Source organism: Methylomonas sp. LW13, from assembly GCF_016865255.1.
In the GTDB taxonomy this organism is placed as follows: Bacteria; Pseudomonadota; Gammaproteobacteria; order Methylococcales; family Methylomonadaceae; genus Methylomonas.
Genome location: NZ_CP033381.1, coordinates 1,108,042 through 1,126,418, shown reverse-complemented (window position 1 = coordinate 1,126,418; position 18,377 = coordinate 1,108,042). Strand labels below are relative to the sequence as shown.

The following is an 18,377-nucleotide window of genomic DNA, read 5'->3' as shown; positions in this document are numbered from 1 at the left end:
AACCTGTTAATGAGGATGACTTCCTGGGTTCGTCTTAAGACTCTACTTTTACTGGAATCTCGGAAATTGCCGATTTTTTGAAAGAAGCAATAAACTCCGGCTGCTTTTCGGCAACCATTTCACCGGAGGTTTTGGGACCGCGCACCGCAGCCCAAAGTGCTTTCAATGGATGCGCCAAGGTATCCTCAACCGCCGTTGCCTCATAGCCGCAATGCGCCATGCAGTTAGCGCACTTAGGGTTTTTCACGGTGCCGTATTTGTCCCAAGGCGTGTCATCCAGCAACTCTTGAAAAGAATTAGCATTACCTTCGTCAGCCAACAAATAGCAAGGTTTTTGCCAGCCGAATACGTTGCGCGTTGGATTACCCCATGGCGTACAGTCGTAATTCTGATTGCCGGCCAGATAATCCAAATACAGCGACGAATGGTTCAATTTCCACTTACGGTTCTTGCCGATTTTGAAAATACCGCGAAACAGGTTTTTAACGTCAAGACCTTTAATAAACACGTCCTGCTTAGGCGCGCGCTCGTAGCTGAATCCAGGCGCAATAGTGACGCCCTCTACACCCAACTCCATCGCGTAATCCAAAAACTCCGCCACTTCTTCCGGGGTTTCACCTTGGAACAGGGTGCAGTTGACGGTAACCCTGAAACCTTTACTCAAGGCTAATTTGATCGCTTCGACAGCGATGTCGAAAACGCCTTCCTGGCAAACGGAAGTATCATGCCGCTCTTTTAAACCATCCAGATGCACGGAAAAGGTCAAATAAGGCGATGGCGTGTAATCGTTAATTCGTTTTCTTAACAGCAAGGCATTGGTGCAAAGATAAACAAACTTCTTTCTAGCAACGATACCGGCCACAATCTGCGGCATTTCTTTATGAATCAAGGGTTCGCCGCCTGGAATGGACACCATCGGTGCGCCGCATTCATCAACCGCAGCCAAACACTCCTCAACAGAAAGCCGCTTGTCGAGAATATCATCGGGATAATCGATTTTACCGCAGCCCGCGCATGCTAAATTGCATCTGAACAGGGGCTCCAGCATCAAAACCAAAGGATACTTTTTTACACCTTTGATCTTTTGCTTGATCAGATAACTACCTACAGCCAATTGCTGACGTAAAGGAACACTCACAGCATTATTCTCCAAAAACTATCACGACATCCAGCGACCACAGCTGTTACAAAAAAACAACAGCCGCAAACCGATAACCATCCTAGAAGTGACACCTGCTGCGGCCAATTTAGACCATCAATTAGGCTCGAGGCGCACAATTAGATGTGGTCAGAATACCACTTTCCAACAACATACTCCAGATAAAATACGCAAAAAACAACAAGAACATGCGCACATTTCCTGAAAGCCACACAAAGCCGCTTAGCAACCACAAAAAAGCCTAACCCCTAAAAAACCATAATTATTTTTCTAAAACAACAACAAAGATCAGAAACATGAACTCATATATTGCTTTTGCCAGCACCATTTCGACAAATTTGCCATAAAGCAACATCACTTTGCAAAACACCAACAAACAGTCTATCATTTGGGCAACTAATAGTTAGCCTTGATACAGATGAACGGATCTCAAACACTAATCAATAATCCGGAGTTGCTCAGACAACTAGCCGACGCCGAACTGCAAGCCACCTTGCTTGAAGGCGTGTCGCGCACGTTTGCGCTAACTATCCCGCAACTCCCGGATGAACTGTATCCGGCTGTGGCGAATGCTTATTTGCTATGCCGGATTGTCGACACCATAGAAGACGAAATATCCCTTAGTGCCGAACAAAAGAAATACTTTTGCAGCGCTTTTATAGACATAGTCAAGACCGGCAATAACGCAGATGTATTCAGCGCCGAGCTGGCTCCACTGCTCTCTGAGCAAACCATTCCGGCCGAACATAGCCTGATCCAGCTGGTGCCTCGCGTGATTGCCATAACCCGCTCACTGGACGCTCCGCAAATAGAAGCCCTGGCGTGTTGCGTGGAAACGATGGCGAACGGCATGCCGGTCTATCAGGCGTTGGATTTACATGCCGGTTTGAAAACCCTGAAAGACATGGACGACTACTGCTACTACGTAGCCGGCTGCGTCGGTGAGATGTTGGCAAAGTTGTTCTGCCATTATTCTCCGGAAATAGCCGCGCATCGCGAAGAACTATTGAGGCTCTCAGTCTCCTTTGGTCAAGGTCTGCAAATGACCAATATCCTGAAAGATATTTGGGACGACGCCAAACGCGGCGTATGCTGGTTACCGCAAGACATTTTCACCGAAACCGGTTTCAATCTGGCCGAGCTGACGCCGGAAACCGACGACGAGCGTTTCCGCCTCGGCCTGAGCCATCTGGTGGCTATCGCTCACGGGCATTTGCAAAATGCATTAACTTACACACAACTCCTGCCCAGCCACGAAACCGGCATCCGCAACTTTTGCCTTTGGGCGCTGGGTATGGCCGTACTGACCTTGAAGAAAATCAAGGCAAACCTTAATTTCAACGAATCGAATCAGGTCAAAATCAGCCGTAATAGTGTGAAAGCCACTATTGTCGCGACCAAATTGACCGTGCGCAGCAATTTGCTGCTATCCCTACTGTTTAACCTGACCAGCCGTAATTTGAAATCGCCGGATTGGCACTATTCACCTATATCGCACACTGGACAATAAGGAATCACTATGTTTACTGAAGCCCATATAGATACCAGCAGCCACGACACGAACAATACCAGCAGCAGTAAAAGCGGCCTTGGCTTACTGAATGCCGCTATCGCACGCGCCCAGGAAAAATTACTTAGCCTGCAAAGCCCGGAAGGTTATTGGGTATTTGAGCTGGAAGCCGACTGCACTATCCCGTCCGAATACATCATGATGATGCACTACCTGGACGACATCGATGAAGAATTGCAGCGCAAAATGGCCGTTTACCTGCGCAGCCGCCAGGCCGAAGACGGCAGCTATCCGCTATTTACCGGCGGCCCCGGCGACATCAGCGGTAGCGTCAAAGCTTATTACGCCTTAAAAATGGCCGGCGACGCCATCGATGCGCCGCATATGGTCAAATTAAGAGAGTGGATACTCAGCCAAGGCGGTGCGGCGCGCGCCAACGTCTTCACCCGAATCGCACTGGCGATATTCGAACAATTACCCTGGCGCGGCGTGCCGTATATTCCGGTGGAAATTATGCTGCTGCCCAGCTGGTTTCCGTTTCATCTGGACAAAGTATCCTATTGGTCGCGCACCGTGATGGTACCGCTGTTCATCATGTGCACCCTAAAGGCTAAAGCCAAAAATCCGCACAAGGTCAACGTCCTGGAATTGTTTGTCGTTCATCCGGACGAGGAAAAACATTACTTTCCAGAACGGACTCTGCTGAATAAATTCTTCCTGGGCCTGGATAAACTGGGCCGCGTTACCGAGCCGTTGATTCCACAACGCATGCGCGAACACGCCATTCAAAAAGCCGTTGATTGGTTTACCGAACGCCTGAATGGCGAGGATGGTTTGGGCGGCATATTCCCCGCCATGGTTAACGCCTACCAAGCCATGTTGTTACTAGGCTTTCCAGCCGATCACCCTAACGTGGTGATCGCTCGCCAATCAATCGATAAACTGCTGGTTATCAAAGATGACTACGCCTATTGTCAACCGTGCTTATCGCCAGTTTGGGATACGGCACTGGCGGCATTGGCTCTGCAGGAATCCGACAAAACCGCTAACGCTCCGCAACTAAGCAAAGCTTACGAATGGCTCAAGAGCGTACAACTGTCTGACGAACCAGGCGATTGGCGTGTTCGCCGCCCTAATCTGGCTGGTGGCGGCTGGGCATTTCAATTTGCCAATCCGCATTACCCCGATGTCGACGATACAGCGGTTGTTGGCTTTGCGATGGCAGACTCCAATCTACCTGAATTGGACGAGTCCATTCACAGAGCGACACGCTGGATTGTCGGTATGCAATCGCAAAACGGCGGCTACGGCGCGTTCGATGTCGACAACACCTATTACTATCTGAACGAAATTCCATTCGCCGACCACGGCGCCCTGCTCGACCCACCGACTGTCGACGTCAGCGCCCGCTGCGCGATGCTGATGGCCCGAGTGGCGAAGGATCACGACGAATATTTACCAGCCCTGAAACGCACTATCGAATACATCCGCGGCGATCAAGAAGCCGACGGTTCGTGGTTCGGCCGCTGGGGCACCAATTATATTTACGGCACCTGGTCTGCCTTGCTGGGCCTGGAACAAACCGATGTACCGAAAAGTGACCCGATGTACACCAAAGCTGCGGCGTGGCTGAAAAGCGTCCAACGCGAAGACGGCGGCTGGGGTGAAGACAACTTGAGTTATCACGACGATAAGAAATTTCGCGGCCGCTACCATTTCAGCACCGCCTTCCAAACCGCTTGGGCCGTGTTGGGCTTGATCGCCGCCGGCGAAGTCCATAGCCAGGAAGTCAAAGCCGGCATTGATTTCCTGCTGCGCAGCCAGCAGGCGGACGGGGTTTGGAATGACCCCTGCTTTACCGCACCGGGCTTTCCAAAGGTGTTTTATTTGAAGTATCACGGCTATGACAAATTCTTCCCATTGTGGGCGTTGGCTAGATACCGTAACGAATTAGCCAAACAGTGACCATAGGAATTCTTGTTGCCTTACCGGAAGAGCTCTCCACCCTGACCCGCCTAAAGTTGGTCCAGGGTGATTGCGTCAGAATCGCCGACAACATTCTCCTGGCATTTGCCGGTGCCGGACCGGTCAATGCGGAGCGGGCCACGCGCCTGTTAATCGCCAAAGGCGCTAAAAAACTGATCAGTTGGGGCTGCGCAGCCGCATTGTCGCCGCAATTGAAACCGGGAGATCTGATGTTGGCCGAGCAACTGTTATCGGAGCAACAACAGGTGTTCGATACTGATCCGCGCTGGCGTAAGCGTCTGCACGAGTTGCTGGATAAGCAGTTTCCGATTTCCAATGGTAAGTTGGCTGAAAGCAGCCATATCGTCAGCAACAGTAGCGATAAGCACAAACTATACCGGCAGACCGGTGCGATTGCCTTGGACATGGAAAGCTGCGCCATGGCCAAAATTGCCGAGCAATCGAACTTACCTTGTCTGGCAATTCGTACGATTGCCGATCCGGTAAGCATGAGCCTACCCCAAGCGGTTACTCAGGCCCTAAATGGCCAGGGGCAGGTAGAAACCAGCAAACTCTTGCGTTTTTTGGCAACCCACCCATGGGAAGCGCCCAGTCTCATCAAGTTGGGCTTACATTTTCATGCCGCGCAAAAAACCTTGAAAATCATTGCCAAACAACTAAACGAAATCATCGTTTTTTAGCAGAAAACCGTGAATTATTGAAGGGTTAAGCAGCGGGAACATAGCGTAATCCGGAAATAAACCAAGCACTTACGAGGTATTACATGTCTTTTAGCATTGCCGATCTTTTTACTCAGCATTTCGACGAGAAATTCGATTTGCACGAGCATTATCTTAACAACCAGATGGTGCGCGTCTTACGCACTATCGGTTACGACAGAAACTATAAAAAAGCGATCGGCCAATATCTTTACGACGAAGACGGTAACGAATACCTGGACTTGCTGAGCGGTTTCGGAGTGTTTGCGATGGGACGCAACCATCCGACCATCATCAAAGCCCTGCAAGAAACCCTGACGCTGGAATTACCCAGCCTGGTACAGATGGATGTGTCCTTGCTCAGCGGCCTGCTGGCCAAAGAAATTCTGGCGACCTGCCCGGACAATCTGGAGAAAATGTTTTTCTGCAATTCCGGTACCGAAGCCGTCGAAGCGGCGATCAAATTCGCCCGCTACACCACCAAACGTTCGCGTATCGTGCATTGCGACCATGGCTACCACGGCCTGACGATGGGCTCATTGTCACTGACCGGCGAACACATCTTCCGCGAAGGTTTCGGCCCACTATTGCCGGAATGTACTTCCGTACCGTTCAATGACTTGGCCGCACTGGAACAAGCTTTGAGCAGCAAAGATGTCGCCGCTTTCATTGTCGAGCCCATCCAGGGCAAAGGCGTCAACATTCCGGACGACAACTACCTGCCGGAAGTCGAGCGTTTATGTAAAAAATACGGCACCTTGTTCGTGGCCGACGAAATCCAGACCGGCATAGGCCGCACCGGCAAGTTCTGGGCCATCGAGCACTGGGGCGTTAAACCGGACATGATTTTGATGGCCAAAGCCTTGTCCGGCGGCTTCATCCCTGTCGGCGGCGTCGCCATGACCACCCATATCATGGACACCGTGTTCAACCGCATGGACCGAGCCGTCGTGCATGGTTCAACCTTCTCTAAGAACAATATGGCAATGGCTGCCGGCCTGTCTGCCTTGCATGTGGTTCACGAAGAAAAACTGGTCGAAAACAGTGCCAAGGTCGGGGAAGACATCATAGCCACCATCAACGCGATGGCGCCAAAATACGAGTTCCTGAAGGAAGCGCGCGGCAAAGGTTCAATGATTGCCATCGAATTCCAGTCGCCGAAAAGCTTGGGATTGAAAGCCGCCTGGGCCATGCTGGAAGCCGCCAACAAAGGCCTCTTCTGCCAGATGATCCTGATCCCGCTGTTCAAGGAACATCGGGTACTGGCGCAAGTGGCCGGCCACGGCATGAACGTGGTCAAATTTTTACCGCCGCTGACGCTGACTCAAAAAGACCGCGATTGGATCGTCAATTCCGTGGAAAAAACCATTGCCGATACGCATAACGTCACCGGTTCGATCTGGACGCTGGGTAAAAACCTGGCCGGCCATGCTCTGAAAAACAAAAAATAAGGTGCCCTACATGAATTTTTTCAAACCCGCTTTGTTCGCCTTGGCACTGGTCGCCAGTAACAGCGCTTTCGGCCACGCCGTTGTCACGCACAATTCTTTAAAACTCAAACCCGTGCCGGTCAATTTGGCCAGTGACGTGGAATTATCGTTCAATTCCAAAGTGGAATTGGATTTATCGGAAGTATTCCTGGTCAGTGCCGGGGATAAAATGCAAACCATTACGGCCACGCCGGGCGAAAAACCCGGCCAAGTCTTGCTGCATCTGCCAGCCTTGGAACCCGGCGAATATGCCATCAAATTAAAAATCTTCGCCGCCGACGGCCATCTCAGCGAAGACCTGCTGCGTTTTTTTGTCAAACAGGCTAAGTGATCCGCATGGAAGGCATTGCAAATTATTTAGACTCACTGATAGGCGGCGTCGATCTCACGTTTTATTCCATCACCATCGGTGGCTTGCTGTGGGGACTGTTAGTCCTGCGCCCCTGGCATGAAGAGGCGCTGTATAACTCGGCCTTGCTGAGCAAAACCGTCAACCTGATTCATTTCGGCAGCAAAGCCCTGGTCATCACCCAATTGTCGAAAATCGGCCTGAAAATATGGCTGATGGCCGTGACCTTGGGCAAATCGCCGTTCCCGGCGTTTTTCCAAACCGTGCAATTCCAGGCCGGTTTAGCGCGCGCTACCTGCGCTTTTATTTTGGCGGTGTTCATCCGGCAAGCGTTAAAAAGCAATCCACGCTCCAAACAATTCTGGGTGCTGTCCACGGCGATTATTGTGCCGCTGGTCATTTCCGCAGCCTGGTTGGTACACGGCGCCAGTCGTTTGGAGGATCGCGGCCTGTTAATGACGTTAACTGTCACGCATCAGATCGCTGCGGCCACTTGGGTAGGCGGCATATTTCAAATTCTGACGTTATGGGGCTTGAAAAAACGTAATGCCATAGCCGTTGAAGTTTGGCCTTTATTGCTGAAACGCTTCTCGGCAGTGGGCATCGGCTCAGTCGTCATATTGCTGGTCACCGGCACGCCGCTGGCCTGGTATTACATCCGCACTTTCCAAGGCTTCATCGGCGCTGGCTACGGCAATCTGTTATTGGTAAAAATCATCATGCTGGGCCTGGCATTAGGCTTTGCCTGGTTGAATCGGCAAGCCGTGAATGCCTATTTCACCAGCCGCAGCCTGTATGCCCTGACCGCGCGCGTGCCCTACTATATCGAAGCGGAAACCCTGATACTGCTGACTATCCTGTTCACTGCCGCCAGTTTGGCCTCGCAACCGCCCGCAGTCGACATTCCGCATTTAACGGCCAGTTTTGAAGAAGTCTTGAACATGTTTCATCCGCGCGTACCACGCTGGGAATCGCCGACTCACGAAGCCTTAATTGCCGGTGAAGCCGGACGGGTGGCCATCGTCGGTCAGATTCCGTCCGAGGCCGCTACCGCCTGGTCGGATTACAACCACAACATCTCCGGCATCTTCCTGGCGACCATGAGCTTCTTCGCGATGTTGTCGTTTTCTGATCGCTTCCATCGTTGGGCGCGCTTCTGGCCGGTGGGTTTCATGGCATTGGGCGTGTTCCTGTTTTTCCGCAGCGACGCCGAAAGCTGGCCGCTCGGCCCTATCGGTTTCTGGGAAAGCACGTTTAACAATGGCGAAATTCTGCAACATCGTATCGCCACTTTACTGGTATTCGTATTGGGTTTGATCGAAGTTAGAGCCCGTCTTAACAATAACAGCGGCTTCATGCCTTACATGTTTCCGTTGCTGGCGGCATTTGGCGGCATGATGCTGTTGGCGCATTCGCATGTCGGTTTCGAGGCAAAAACCGCCTTCCTGATTCAGGTCGGCCATACCATGATGGGCGTATTCTCGCTGATCCTGGCTTGCGGTCGCTGGCTGGAACTTAAGCTAGATTCGCCCGGTAAAAACGTAGCCGGATTTATTTCAGTGTTCGCTTTATTCCAGATAGGCGTCATCCTGATGTTCTATCGTGAACCCCTGTACTGATCATGAAACAGACTAACGAATTTCCGTTACTAGATACCATCCAGACTCCCGCCGACGTTCGGGCCCTGAAGCCTGAACAACTCGAACCCCTGGCCGATGAGTTGCGTCGCTATCTGACCCATACCGTCAGTATCTCCGGCGGCCATTTCTCGGCTGGCCTGGGCACGGTGGAACTGACGGTGGCGCTGCATTATGTGTTCGATACGCCTTCGGATCAGTTGGTATGGGATGTGGGCCATCAGGCTTATCCGCATAAGATTTTGACGGGGCGGAAAGAGCGGATGCCGACGATTCGCACCTTGGGCGGGGTGTCGGCGTTTCCGTGCCGCTCGGAAAGTGAGTACGACGCCTTTGGCGTCGGCCATTCGTCAACGTCGATCAGTGCGGCACTGGGCATGGCGATTGCTTCGCAGTTACGCGGGGAAGACAAGAAGATGGTGGCGATCATCGGTGACGGTTCGATCACCGGCGGCATGGCCTACGAGGCGATGAATCATGCCGGTGATGTGAATGCCAATCTGTTGGTGATTTTGAACGATAACGATATGTCGATTTCGCCCCCAGTAGGCGCGATGAATAATTATCTGACCAAGGTGTTGTCGAGCAAGTTTTATTCGTCGGTACGGGAAGAGAGTAAGAAGGCCTTGGCTAGTATGCCGTCGGTGTGGGAACTGGCCCGGAAAACCGAGGAGCATGTGAAGGGCATGATTGTGCCGGGTACCTTGTTCGAGGAGTTGGGCTTTAATTATTTCGGGCCGATCGACGGCCACGATGTGGCGATGCTGGTTTCGACTTTAGAGAAGTTGAAGGATTTGTCCGGGCCGGTGTTTTTACATGTGGTGACCAAGAAAGGCAAAGGCTATGCGCCAGCCGAGAAAGATCCGTTAGCCTATCACGGGGTGCCGGCTTTCGATCCGAGCAAGGATTATTTACCTAAAGCCGCGCCTTCGCCACACCCGACCTATACGGAAGTGTTCGGCACTTGGTTGTGCGATATGGCCAAGCAGGATGAGCGGCTGTTAGGGATTACCCCAGCGATGCGCGAAGGCTCGGGCTTGGTGGCGTTTTCCCAGCAGTTTCCGAAACGCTATTTCGATGTGGCGATTGCCGAGCAACATGCGGTGACCTTGGCGGCCGGTCAAGCCTGTCAGGGGGCCAAGCCGGTGGTGGCGATTTATTCGACGTTTTTACAACGCGCTTACGATCAGTTAATCCACGATGTCGCTTTGCAGAATCTGGATGTGCTGTTTGCCCTGGATCGAGCGGGTCTCGTGGGGCCGGACGGTCCGACCCATGCCGGGGCGTTTGATTATAGTTATATGCGCTGTATTCCGAATATGCTGGTGATGGCGCCGGCCGATGAGAACGAGTGCCGGCAGATGCTGACCACCGGTTTCAAGCACAAAGGCCCGGCCTCGGTGCGCTATCCGCGCGGCAAGGGGCCGGGGGCCACGGTCGATAAGGCCTTGACCGAACTCCCCATCGGCAAAGGCGAAATCCGCCATCAAGGCAGCCGCATTGCGATTCTGGCCTGGGGCAGTATGGTGACACCGTCAGTGGAAGCCGGCAAGCAGCTGGGCGCGACGGTGGTGAATATGCGCTTTGTGAAACCGCTGGATGAAGCCTTGATTCTAGAGCTGGCGAAAAGCCATGACGTGATCGTCACGGTTGAAGAGAACGTGATTGCCGGCGGTGCCGGCAGTGCGGTGAACGAGTTCTTGCAGCCACAGAACATTCTGATGCCGGTGTTGAACATCGGCCTGCCGGATCGCTTCGTCGAGCAAGGTAGTCGCGAGGAATTGCTGGCATTATGCAGCCTGGATACTAAGGGTATCTTGGCTAAGATTCGGGCGGTTTGTGCGTAAACAGCCCGATGTTACAGAGCTATTTCAAGTCCTTGTACCAACGCACGATGTCGGAAGCGTATGCGTTGGCGGCCAGGGAAATAGTATCGGCGCTAAAAGAGAATGGCGGAGCATGTCTTGACTGTGGTGCCAACAGCGGCTATTGGTTTGATCGCCTTGCTACCGAAATAGGTTTAACCCACGCTCAATATCACGGCATCGAGTGGGATAGTGACAGCGTCAATGCGGCCCGGTTAAAGCAGCTTAATGTTCAGCAGGGCGATCTGAATAAAAAGCTGCCTTTCGAAAACGACAAATTCAGCTGTGTATTCGCGCTTTCTGTTTTGGAACATTTACTAAATGGCTGTCATTTTCTCAAAGAGACGCATAGAACATTAGAGCCAGGGGGCAAACTGGTGCTTTTAACCCCAAACATTAGCACTTATTTCACCGCCGCCCTGATTCTTGCCGGAAAAATGCCCTCTAGCGGCCCACACCCCGACTCGGATATTTTGCTGAAATCGGAGGAAGTTTTTAAGGTCAGCGCAGATGAACTTCACTGGGATACCGAGTCCGATACACCTGTTCACCGCCATTTAGTGGTATTCAGTTACTTGACGCTGAAAAAATATCTAAACACTATTGGTTTCTCACAAGTCACGGGGTATGGCTTTGGCTTATATCCGCTGCCAAACTTCATTCAGCCTGTTTTTGAAAAAATCGATCCTTACCATTGTCACCAAATGGTCTTCATTGCCAGAAAATAATTATTGATTAACTATTGCACATAGATAAATGTTAGAAATCCTGCAAATACCGGTTCTACAAGACAATTACATTTATCTATTACAAGACACTTATTCCGGATTGACCGCCGTGATTGACCCCGCCGTTGCCGATCCGGTTATCGATGTTTTAGTCGAAAAATCCTGGCAACTTGATTACATTTTTAATACCCATCATCACAGCGACCATATAGGCGCCAATTTACAACTCAAGCAGCAAACCGGCTGCAAGATCGTTGGCTCGGCAGCCGACCAGGCGCGTATCCCCGGCATTGACATACTGCTCGGCGACGGGGATGTAGTTAAACTCGGCAATCAGTGCTTTCAGGTCATCGACACACCCGGCCATACCGTAGGGCATATCGTTTATTACAGCGCCGATAGCCAGGCTTTGTTTTGCGGCGACACTTTGTTTTCGCTGGGTTGCGGCCGATTGTTCGAAGGCAGCGCCGAACAGATGTGGCATTCGTTGGAAAAACTGAAAGCCTTGCCGGCCGAAACCCGCATCTACTGCGCCCACGAATATACCGCCGCAAATGGCCTTTTTGCGTTGTCGGTTGATCCGGACAATCCGCAATTGCGACAGCGAATTGATCAAGTCGCCGAACTTCGCCAACAAAACCGCCCCACCCTTCCCTCGACTATCGGCCTGGAATTGGCGACCAACCCTTTTTTTAGGGCGCACGACCTCGGCATTCGCAGCAATATCGGCATGACAGACCAATCCGACTTGGCGGTTTTCAGGCAATTACGCCTATTGAAAGACCAGTTTCGATAAATCGACCCCAGCTGTCGATACCCTTTAATTCTGCTAGACTGTTGTCCACATTTCGGCATGTTTCCTTGCCAACCTTTGGATTTTCATGAATAACATCCCGTCGATCAGCATCGTCATCCCCGCGAAAAACGAATCTAAAAATCTGCCGTCCTTTTTACCGCTGTTACATCTGCTGTACCCGGATGCGGAAATTCTGCTGATAAACGATGGCTCGACGGACGATACTGCCGCCATCGCTCGCGCGGCCGGTGTCACAGTGATTGATCACCCTTACAGCATGGGCAACGGTGCGGCGATTAAAACCGGAGCCAGACATGCAAAAAACGATATTTTGGTGTTTATGGATGCCGATGGACAACACGACCCCGGCGACATTCCGGCGTTGCTTAACAAACTGAACGACGGCTACGATATGGTGGTCGGTGCCCGAAACGCCGGTAGCCATGCCTCATTATTCCGACGTCTGGCGAATAAGTTCTACAATAAGCTGGCATCAATGATGACCGGACACAAAATAGAAGATCTTACCTCCGGATTTCGTGCGGCCCGAGCCAACAAATTCCGCAAATTTCTTTACTTGTTACCCAACGGTTTTTCTTATCCGACCACCAGTACGATGGCGTTTTTTCGCTCCGGCTTCCCGGTAGCCTACATTCCTATCCACGCCGGCAAACGCAGCGGCAAAAGCCATATCCGGCTGATGCATGACGGTTTTCGATTTTTTATTATTATCTTACGGATTGGGGTGCTGTTCTCGCCCATGCGGCTATTTTTACCCATCAGCAGCATAGTATTTAGCTTGGGAGCCGGCTATTACGGCTACACCTACTTCACGGAAAACCGATTTACCAATATGAGCGCAGTACTGTTTTTGTCGTCCTTGTTTATCTTTCTGATCGGCATCGTTTCCGAACAGATTTCATCCTTACATTATAAAAATATCGAATAGCTCAAACCTTCACGCTGCTGAAAATCACAAACTTGGCATTTGCCGCCAGCTGCCGGCAATTGCCGAATAATTTCTTCAGCGCCAGATGATAGTTCAAATGGCGATTACCGATTACCCGTAACTCACCGCCCTTACGCAAGACCTTATGTGCCTGCCGGAACATCTGCCAGGCAATATGATCGCCTATGGTGTGCTGTTGATGGAACGGCGGGTTACAGACTATGCAGTCTGCACTGTTCTCCGGGTAATCGCTCAAACAGTCGGCAACTAAAAAATCGGCCTGCCGACTATCGGCAAAAGCCGCCGCAAAATTTTCTTTGGCCGAGGCGATAGCCATAAACGATTCGTCGATAAACCCTATTCGCGCATTTGGGTTTTGTTTTGCCAACATCACGCCGACGATGCCGTTACCACAACCCAAATCGATAAAATCTCGGTACTCGGAGTTTTGCGGCAGATGCTCCAATAAAAAACGGGTGCCTATATCCAGGCTATCGCGAGAAAATACGTTGGCGTGATTGCAGACCGAAAGATCGCTATTCTCCAACTGATAGCGCGTGGGATAAGGGTTTTCCGGCAGTTGCAGATTTTGATCCACACTGGCAAAAATCAGTCTAGCTTTTTTCACCGCCAAAGAGGGCTGCGTGGGCCCGACCAAGCGCTCCAGCAATTTCCAGGTGTTTGGCGGTAAGGTCTTTACCATACCGGCAGCGATTACCCGACAATCAGCCTTCAACAACGGTTTAAGCCTATGCAATTGATACTCCAGCAAAGCCATGGTTTTGGGGATTTTAATCAGTAGGTAATCAATGTCCGCTTCCGGTAGCGACAGGCTATCCAACAAGCGCACTCGCTCGTGGTCTATGCGATTCAATGCCAGATTAATACGTGTCGCCTGCTGCGAAAGCCAGGAATCGGACATAGCGGTTGGCCGGTAAGCGCTTAGCGAAACTGCCAACGCACCGAAGCTGTCATTGAGGATGACGATACTGCCATGCTCGGCAATGCCTGCGGCAGCCAGGTGATTTAACAGATATTCGTCAGCAGCATCCCAAGCCCGCAGCAGTTCATTTTTGCGAAAAGGTAAGCGCTGGAGTTGAAAAACTCCTAGCGGACTAGCTAATTCCAGATCCATATTCCGAGAAAAATAAAGTTGCTATACCCCAGGGCATAAAAGGTAGATAGATGTCATGACGGCACTTCAAGGAATTAGGTTAACCGCCAGGGCAGCGACAATTTGCCACGCGGCAAAATGCCACATTTTCAGGACAGTGTCGCTTCAGTAAACTGCAAGCAACTCTTGTATGCGCCCCTATGGGGAATGAGAGTTATACCCCACCTCTCCGAACGGCCGGTCCATCGCAACATGGACCCGGTCGTTTTTTTTAGCTAGCCCGACGTAGCTTATCGGCCGAAGATCCGGCAAACAGGCGATAAAAGTTCTCGGTCGATTGCTCGGCAATGGCTTCGACAGAGGTTCCGCGCAAATCCGCAATATGTTCCGCCACGTAGCGCACATAGGTCGGATAATTCGGTTTACCGCGATACGGCACCGGCGCCAGATACGGTGAGTCGGTTTCAATCAGAAAACGGTCGGCTGGTATTTTACGCGCCACATCTTTGATGGCTTCCGCGTTCTTGAAGGTCACGATGCCCGAAAAAGAGATATAGAAATTCAAATCCAATGCTTTTTCCGCATAAGCCCAATCCTCGGTAAAACAGTGGATAATCCCGCCCACTTGGTCCGCGCCTTCTTGCCGCAACACATCCAAGGAATCCTGCCCAGCTTCGCGAGTATGGATAATTAAAGGCTTGTTGAGTGTCTTGGCGGCGGCGATATGGGTGCGAAACCGTTGAAACTGCCATTCCAAATCGCCCTCGCTACGAAAATAGTCCAGCCCCGTCTCACCAATGGCGATCACTTTTTCGTTATCGGCCAACTGCAGCAAGTCATCCAGCGTGGGCTCACGCCCATCATGAACATTTGGATGCACGCCCACCGACAAGGAGATGTCCGAATACGGCATGACTTGCTCCAGCATAGCCGGATAGGCTTCCATATCGATAGCAATACACAGCATATGGCTGATCTGGGCCGCGCGTGCCGCTTGCATGAAGGTATTGAAATCATTAGCGTAGGGCGCCAAGTCGATACGATCAAGATGGCAGTGGGAGTCGATGAACATGAGTTTAGAAAAGTAAAGACAAGCGGCAAAGTCCGCCCGCAAAAGTGTTTACATGGTGTGCGTGGAGCGATCAGATTCTAATGCACCGGCCAGATAGGTTTCGATTTTATTGCGCGCAGCACCACCATCCTGATCACTGAATTGCACGCCAATACCGGCGGCGCGATAGCCTTCCGCGCCGGACGGCGTTTTCCAGATAATTTTACCGGCAATCGGCAAGCGTTCAGTTTCGTCCATTAAATTCAGCAACATGAACACTTCCTCACCCATCTCGTATTCGCGTTTGGTCGGGATGAACAAGCCGCCATTTTTCACGAAGGGCATGTACGCCGCATACAGCGCGTTTTTATCCTTGATCGATAAGGACAGGATACCTTGTCTGGGTGCTGCTGATTCTGCCATACGCTTAGTGTCTATTCAGTTGCGACCAGCTAATCAATAGCTGCTCGACCATCAATTGTTTATTAAGTTGCGTGTTCAATTGCGACTTGGTGGTAAGCACATTATCGTAAAACCGATAGAGGCGTTTCAATTCTAGCCGCTGGGCGAGGGCTTGCAAGGCATTTTTCAGATCCGGATTGGCAAGTTCCAGCGATTCCGCCCGGTAAGCGCATTTAACAATATCAGCGACCCAGCTTGCCATCCAGCGTAACACCACGGCCAAATCAATCTTTTCCTGCTTTTGCCAGAATTCGGCGACGGTTAACAGATTCTCTTTGCCTTGTGCCACTTGCAACCAGGCGTCGAAATACTGCTGCCGGAGCTGAATCATATTGAGTTCGGCGTATTGCTGAGCCAATAGCGGCGAGCCTTGGGCCAGAGTTAAGAGCAGATCGGCCTGCTCTCCGACACTGCGCTGCTGCCGCAACCAAGTCATTGCCAGTTCGTGAGCGGGGGTTACGCAATCGATTTTCTGACAACGACTGCGAATCGTCGCTGGCAAACGGCTCGGTTGCTCGCTGATCAACAATAAGCACGTGCGTTCGGTCGGCTCTTCCAGACATTTCAAAAACGCATTCGCCGAAGCCGTATTCAAGGCATCGGCCGGCTGAATAATCACCACGCGGTAGGCATGGTCATATTGCGGCTTCAACGCCAGCTTGACGATTAACTGCCTGATTTTGTCGATACCGATGGCCTTGCCCGGTTCGTCAGGTTCTATCGTCAGAAAATCGGGATGGGTTTGCGCATCGAACAATTTACAAGCAATGCAATGACCGCAGGCACTCGCATCGGCCAGCGGCGCGTGACACAACAGGGTTCGGGCGTAATATCCGGCCAAATGCCGTTTGCCTTGCCCTGCCGCGCCGGAAAACAGCAAGGCTTGCGGGATGCGTTGTTGCTCGATATAACCGTGCAACTGCCGCCAATTATCCTGTTGCCAGGGGTAAACCTGCATTTGGGTAGACATCAATCGGCCCACAAGCCTGCCAACTCAAGGCGCAACTGCTGTTGCACCTCGCTGAGCGGCAAACTGGCATCGATAATTTTGTAACGACGCAAATCCGTCGCGGCACGTTGCAAATATGCTTGCCGGACTCGGTCGAAAAACGCTAACTGTTCGGTTTCAAACCGGTCCAGTTCGCCCCGATGCTTGGCGCGCTGCATGCCGATTTCTATCGGCGCATCGAGGACAAAGGTCAAATCCGGCCGAAGCGTGCCCTGCACGGTGTTTTCCAGCCAGGCTATGGTGTGTAGATCCATATGGCGGCCTCCGCCCTGGTACGCATAAGTAGCGTCAGTGAAACGGTCGCACACCACCCACTGCCCTTGCTGCAACGCCGGCAAGATCACTTGTTGAATATGTTGAGCGCGAGCCGCGAACACCAACAACAACTCGGCTTGCTCGGTCAAACTTTCCGCTTGCCGTTCCAACAAAATCCCGCGAATCTTTTCGGCAATGCCGGTACCACCCGGCTCGCGGGTCAGTACCAACGGGATGCCTCGTTCTTCCAGCAGCTGTTTGATAAATTGCAGATTGGTGGACTTGCCAACGCCTTCTCCACCTTCCAGCGTAATAAATCGTCCGTGTGTCATCGTTGATATTGATCGACGTATTTTTCGTGTTCAGCCAAGGTCGAAGAAAACGCATGGCGGCCATTGCCGCGGGCGACAAAAAACAAAGCATCACTATTATCCGGGTGCAAGGCGGCTACTATCGCCTGCTTGCCCGGCATTGCAATCGGTGTGGGCGGCAGGCCTTCGATGATATAGGTGTTGTAGGGTGTGGGTTCGCGCAAATCTTTATGCCGGATATCGCCATGGTAATCGTCGCCCATGCCATAAATGACGGTAGGATCGGTTTGCAACAACATGCCTTTCTTTAAACGCCGCGCAAATACCCCGGCGATCTTTCTGCGCTCTTCGCCGGCGCCGGTCTCTTTTTCGACAATAGACGCCAAAATCAACGCCTCGTAAGGGTTTTCCAAGGGCACGCCGTCATCGCGTTTTTGCCATTCTTCGTTCAACACCGCTTGCATGCGATCATGCGCACGCTTAAGCAAATCGACATCGGAGGTATTTTTTTCAAAGAAATAGGTGTCGGGAAAAAACAAACCCTCCGGATGATTCTTATCCGAACCGATTTGCGCCATCAGGTCTTCCAATTGGTTATCGGTCAGCGTGTGTTGCAGGTTGGGGTTGTTTTTGATGGTATTGAACATTTGCTTAAAGGACCAACCCTCCGGAAACGTAATCGAATACTTGCGGGTTTTACCATCGGTCAATTGTTGCAGAATGTCGGCGGCGGTAGAACCTTTCGCTAACACATACTCACCCACCTTCAACAAATGGTCGAGATTTTTCCGATAGGCAAACAACCGAAACCATAAGCGATTCACCGTCACCTGCTGGGCACGCAGATTTTTCACCACCGATTCCAGCGTATCGCCTTTTTTAATTTCAATCACGGTTTCGGTCATGACGACCGGCTTTTTTAGAATCAGTTGATAGTGCATGCCGGCCCAAATCGACACCAAACCCAATACCATCAATAATGTAAATGCGATAATGCTTCTAAACACT

The 18,377-nt window shown here is 51.5% G+C and carries 17 protein-coding genes; 10 read left to right on the top strand and 7 right to left on the bottom strand.

The features are described from left to right. Nucleotides 1–34 precede the first annotated feature (34 nt). Nucleotides 35–1,138, bottom strand: a complete 1,104-nt coding sequence (gene hpnH / locus JL719_RS05000; RefSeq protein ID WP_033159604.1) for an adenosyl-hopene transferase HpnH — start codon at nt 1,136–1,138, stop codon at nt 35–37. A gap of 439 nt (nt 1,139–1,577) precedes the next feature. On the opposite strand from hpnH, the gene JL719_RS04995 reads away from it, so the two are divergent. From JL719_RS04995 to JL719_RS04950, 10 genes are all read left to right on the top strand, one after another. Next, complete coding sequence (locus tag JL719_RS04995) at nt 1,578–2,669, top strand: phytoene/squalene synthase family protein (protein ID WP_033159605.1); 1,092 nt, start codon at nt 1,578–1,580, stop codon at nt 2,667–2,669. 9 nt (nt 2,670–2,678) lie between these two features. Then, nucleotides 2,679–4,634: a squalene--hopene cyclase gene (gene shc, locus JL719_RS04990; protein ID WP_033159606.1), complete on the top strand. Its 1,956-nt coding sequence runs from the start codon at nt 2,679–2,681 to the stop codon at nt 4,632–4,634. Beyond that, nucleotides 4,631–5,335 carry a phosphorylase family protein gene (locus JL719_RS04985; protein WP_033159607.1) on the top strand — a complete coding sequence of 235 codons (705 nt, stop codon included), beginning with the start codon at nt 4,631–4,633 and terminating at the stop codon, nt 5,333–5,335. The genes shc and JL719_RS04985 overlap by 4 nt, the downstream gene beginning before the upstream one ends. Before the next feature lie 83 nt (nt 5,336–5,418). Continuing rightward, entirely contained in the window at nt 5,419–6,804 is a 1,386-nt protein-coding gene (locus tag JL719_RS04980; protein ID WP_033159608.1) for an aspartate aminotransferase family protein, read from the top strand. Nucleotides 6,805–6,814: 10 nt separating this feature from the next. Further along, nucleotides 6,815–7,174, top strand: coding sequence for a copper resistance CopC family protein (locus JL719_RS04975; RefSeq protein ID WP_033159609.1), 360 nt, complete (start codon nt 6,815–6,817; stop codon nt 7,172–7,174). Nucleotides 7,175–7,179: 5 nt separating this feature from the next. Beyond that, entirely contained in the window at nt 7,180–8,811 is a 1,632-nt protein-coding gene (locus JL719_RS04970; RefSeq protein ID WP_051670568.1) for a CopD family protein, read from the top strand. Between the two features lie 2 nt (nt 8,812–8,813). Beyond that, entirely contained in the window at nt 8,814–10,676 is a 1,863-nt protein-coding gene (gene dxs / locus JL719_RS04965; RefSeq protein ID WP_129871348.1) for a 1-deoxy-D-xylulose-5-phosphate synthase, read from the top strand. Between the two features lie 47 nt (nt 10,677–10,723). Continuing rightward, a complete protein-coding gene (locus tag JL719_RS04960; protein ID WP_165385919.1) occupies nt 10,724–11,422 on the top strand; it encodes a class I SAM-dependent methyltransferase in 699 nt (232 codons plus the stop codon). Between the two features lie 28 nt (nt 11,423–11,450). Next, nucleotides 11,451–12,218: a hydroxyacylglutathione hydrolase gene (gloB, locus tag JL719_RS04955; RefSeq protein ID WP_033157110.1), complete on the top strand. Its 768-nt coding sequence runs from the start codon at nt 11,451–11,453 to the stop codon at nt 12,216–12,218. A gap of 85 nt (nt 12,219–12,303) precedes the next feature. Next, complete coding sequence (locus JL719_RS04950; RefSeq protein WP_033157111.1) at nt 12,304–13,167, top strand: glycosyltransferase family 2 protein; 864 nt, start codon at nt 12,304–12,306, stop codon at nt 13,165–13,167. 1 nt (nt 13,168) lies between these two features. On the opposite strand, the gene JL719_RS04945 is transcribed toward JL719_RS04950, so the two are convergent. From JL719_RS04945 to mltG, 6 genes are all read right to left on the bottom strand, one after another. Next, the gene (locus tag JL719_RS04945; RefSeq protein WP_033157112.1) at nt 13,169–14,302 is read right to left on the bottom strand and encodes a methyltransferase; all 1,134 of its coding nucleotides are present in this window, start codon (nt 14,300–14,302) and stop codon (nt 13,169–13,171) included. Between the two features lie 250 nt (nt 14,303–14,552). Beyond that, the gene (locus JL719_RS04940) at nt 14,553–15,353 is read right to left on the bottom strand and encodes a TatD family hydrolase (RefSeq protein WP_033157113.1); all 801 of its coding nucleotides are present in this window, start codon (nt 15,351–15,353) and stop codon (nt 14,553–14,555) included. A 48-nt stretch (nt 15,354–15,401) separates the two neighbouring features. After that, a complete protein-coding gene (locus tag JL719_RS04935; RefSeq protein WP_033157114.1) occupies nt 15,402–15,755 on the bottom strand; it encodes a PilZ domain-containing protein in 354 nt (117 codons plus the stop codon). A gap of 4 nt (nt 15,756–15,759) precedes the next feature. After that, a complete protein-coding gene (locus tag JL719_RS04930; RefSeq protein ID WP_033157115.1) occupies nt 15,760–16,764 on the bottom strand; it encodes a DNA polymerase III subunit delta' in 1,005 nt (334 codons plus the stop codon). Beyond that, the gene (gene tmk / locus JL719_RS04925; RefSeq protein ID WP_033157116.1) at nt 16,764–17,390 is read right to left on the bottom strand and encodes a dTMP kinase; all 627 of its coding nucleotides are present in this window, start codon (nt 17,388–17,390) and stop codon (nt 16,764–16,766) included. Before tmk ends, JL719_RS04930 begins: the two co-directional genes overlap by 1 nt. Next, nucleotides 17,387–18,376: an endolytic transglycosylase MltG gene (mltG, locus tag JL719_RS04920; RefSeq protein ID WP_308441626.1), complete on the bottom strand. Its 990-nt coding sequence runs from the start codon at nt 18,374–18,376 to the stop codon at nt 17,387–17,389. Before mltG ends, tmk begins: the two co-directional genes overlap by 4 nt. Between the last annotated feature and the right edge of the window lies 1 nt (nt 18,377).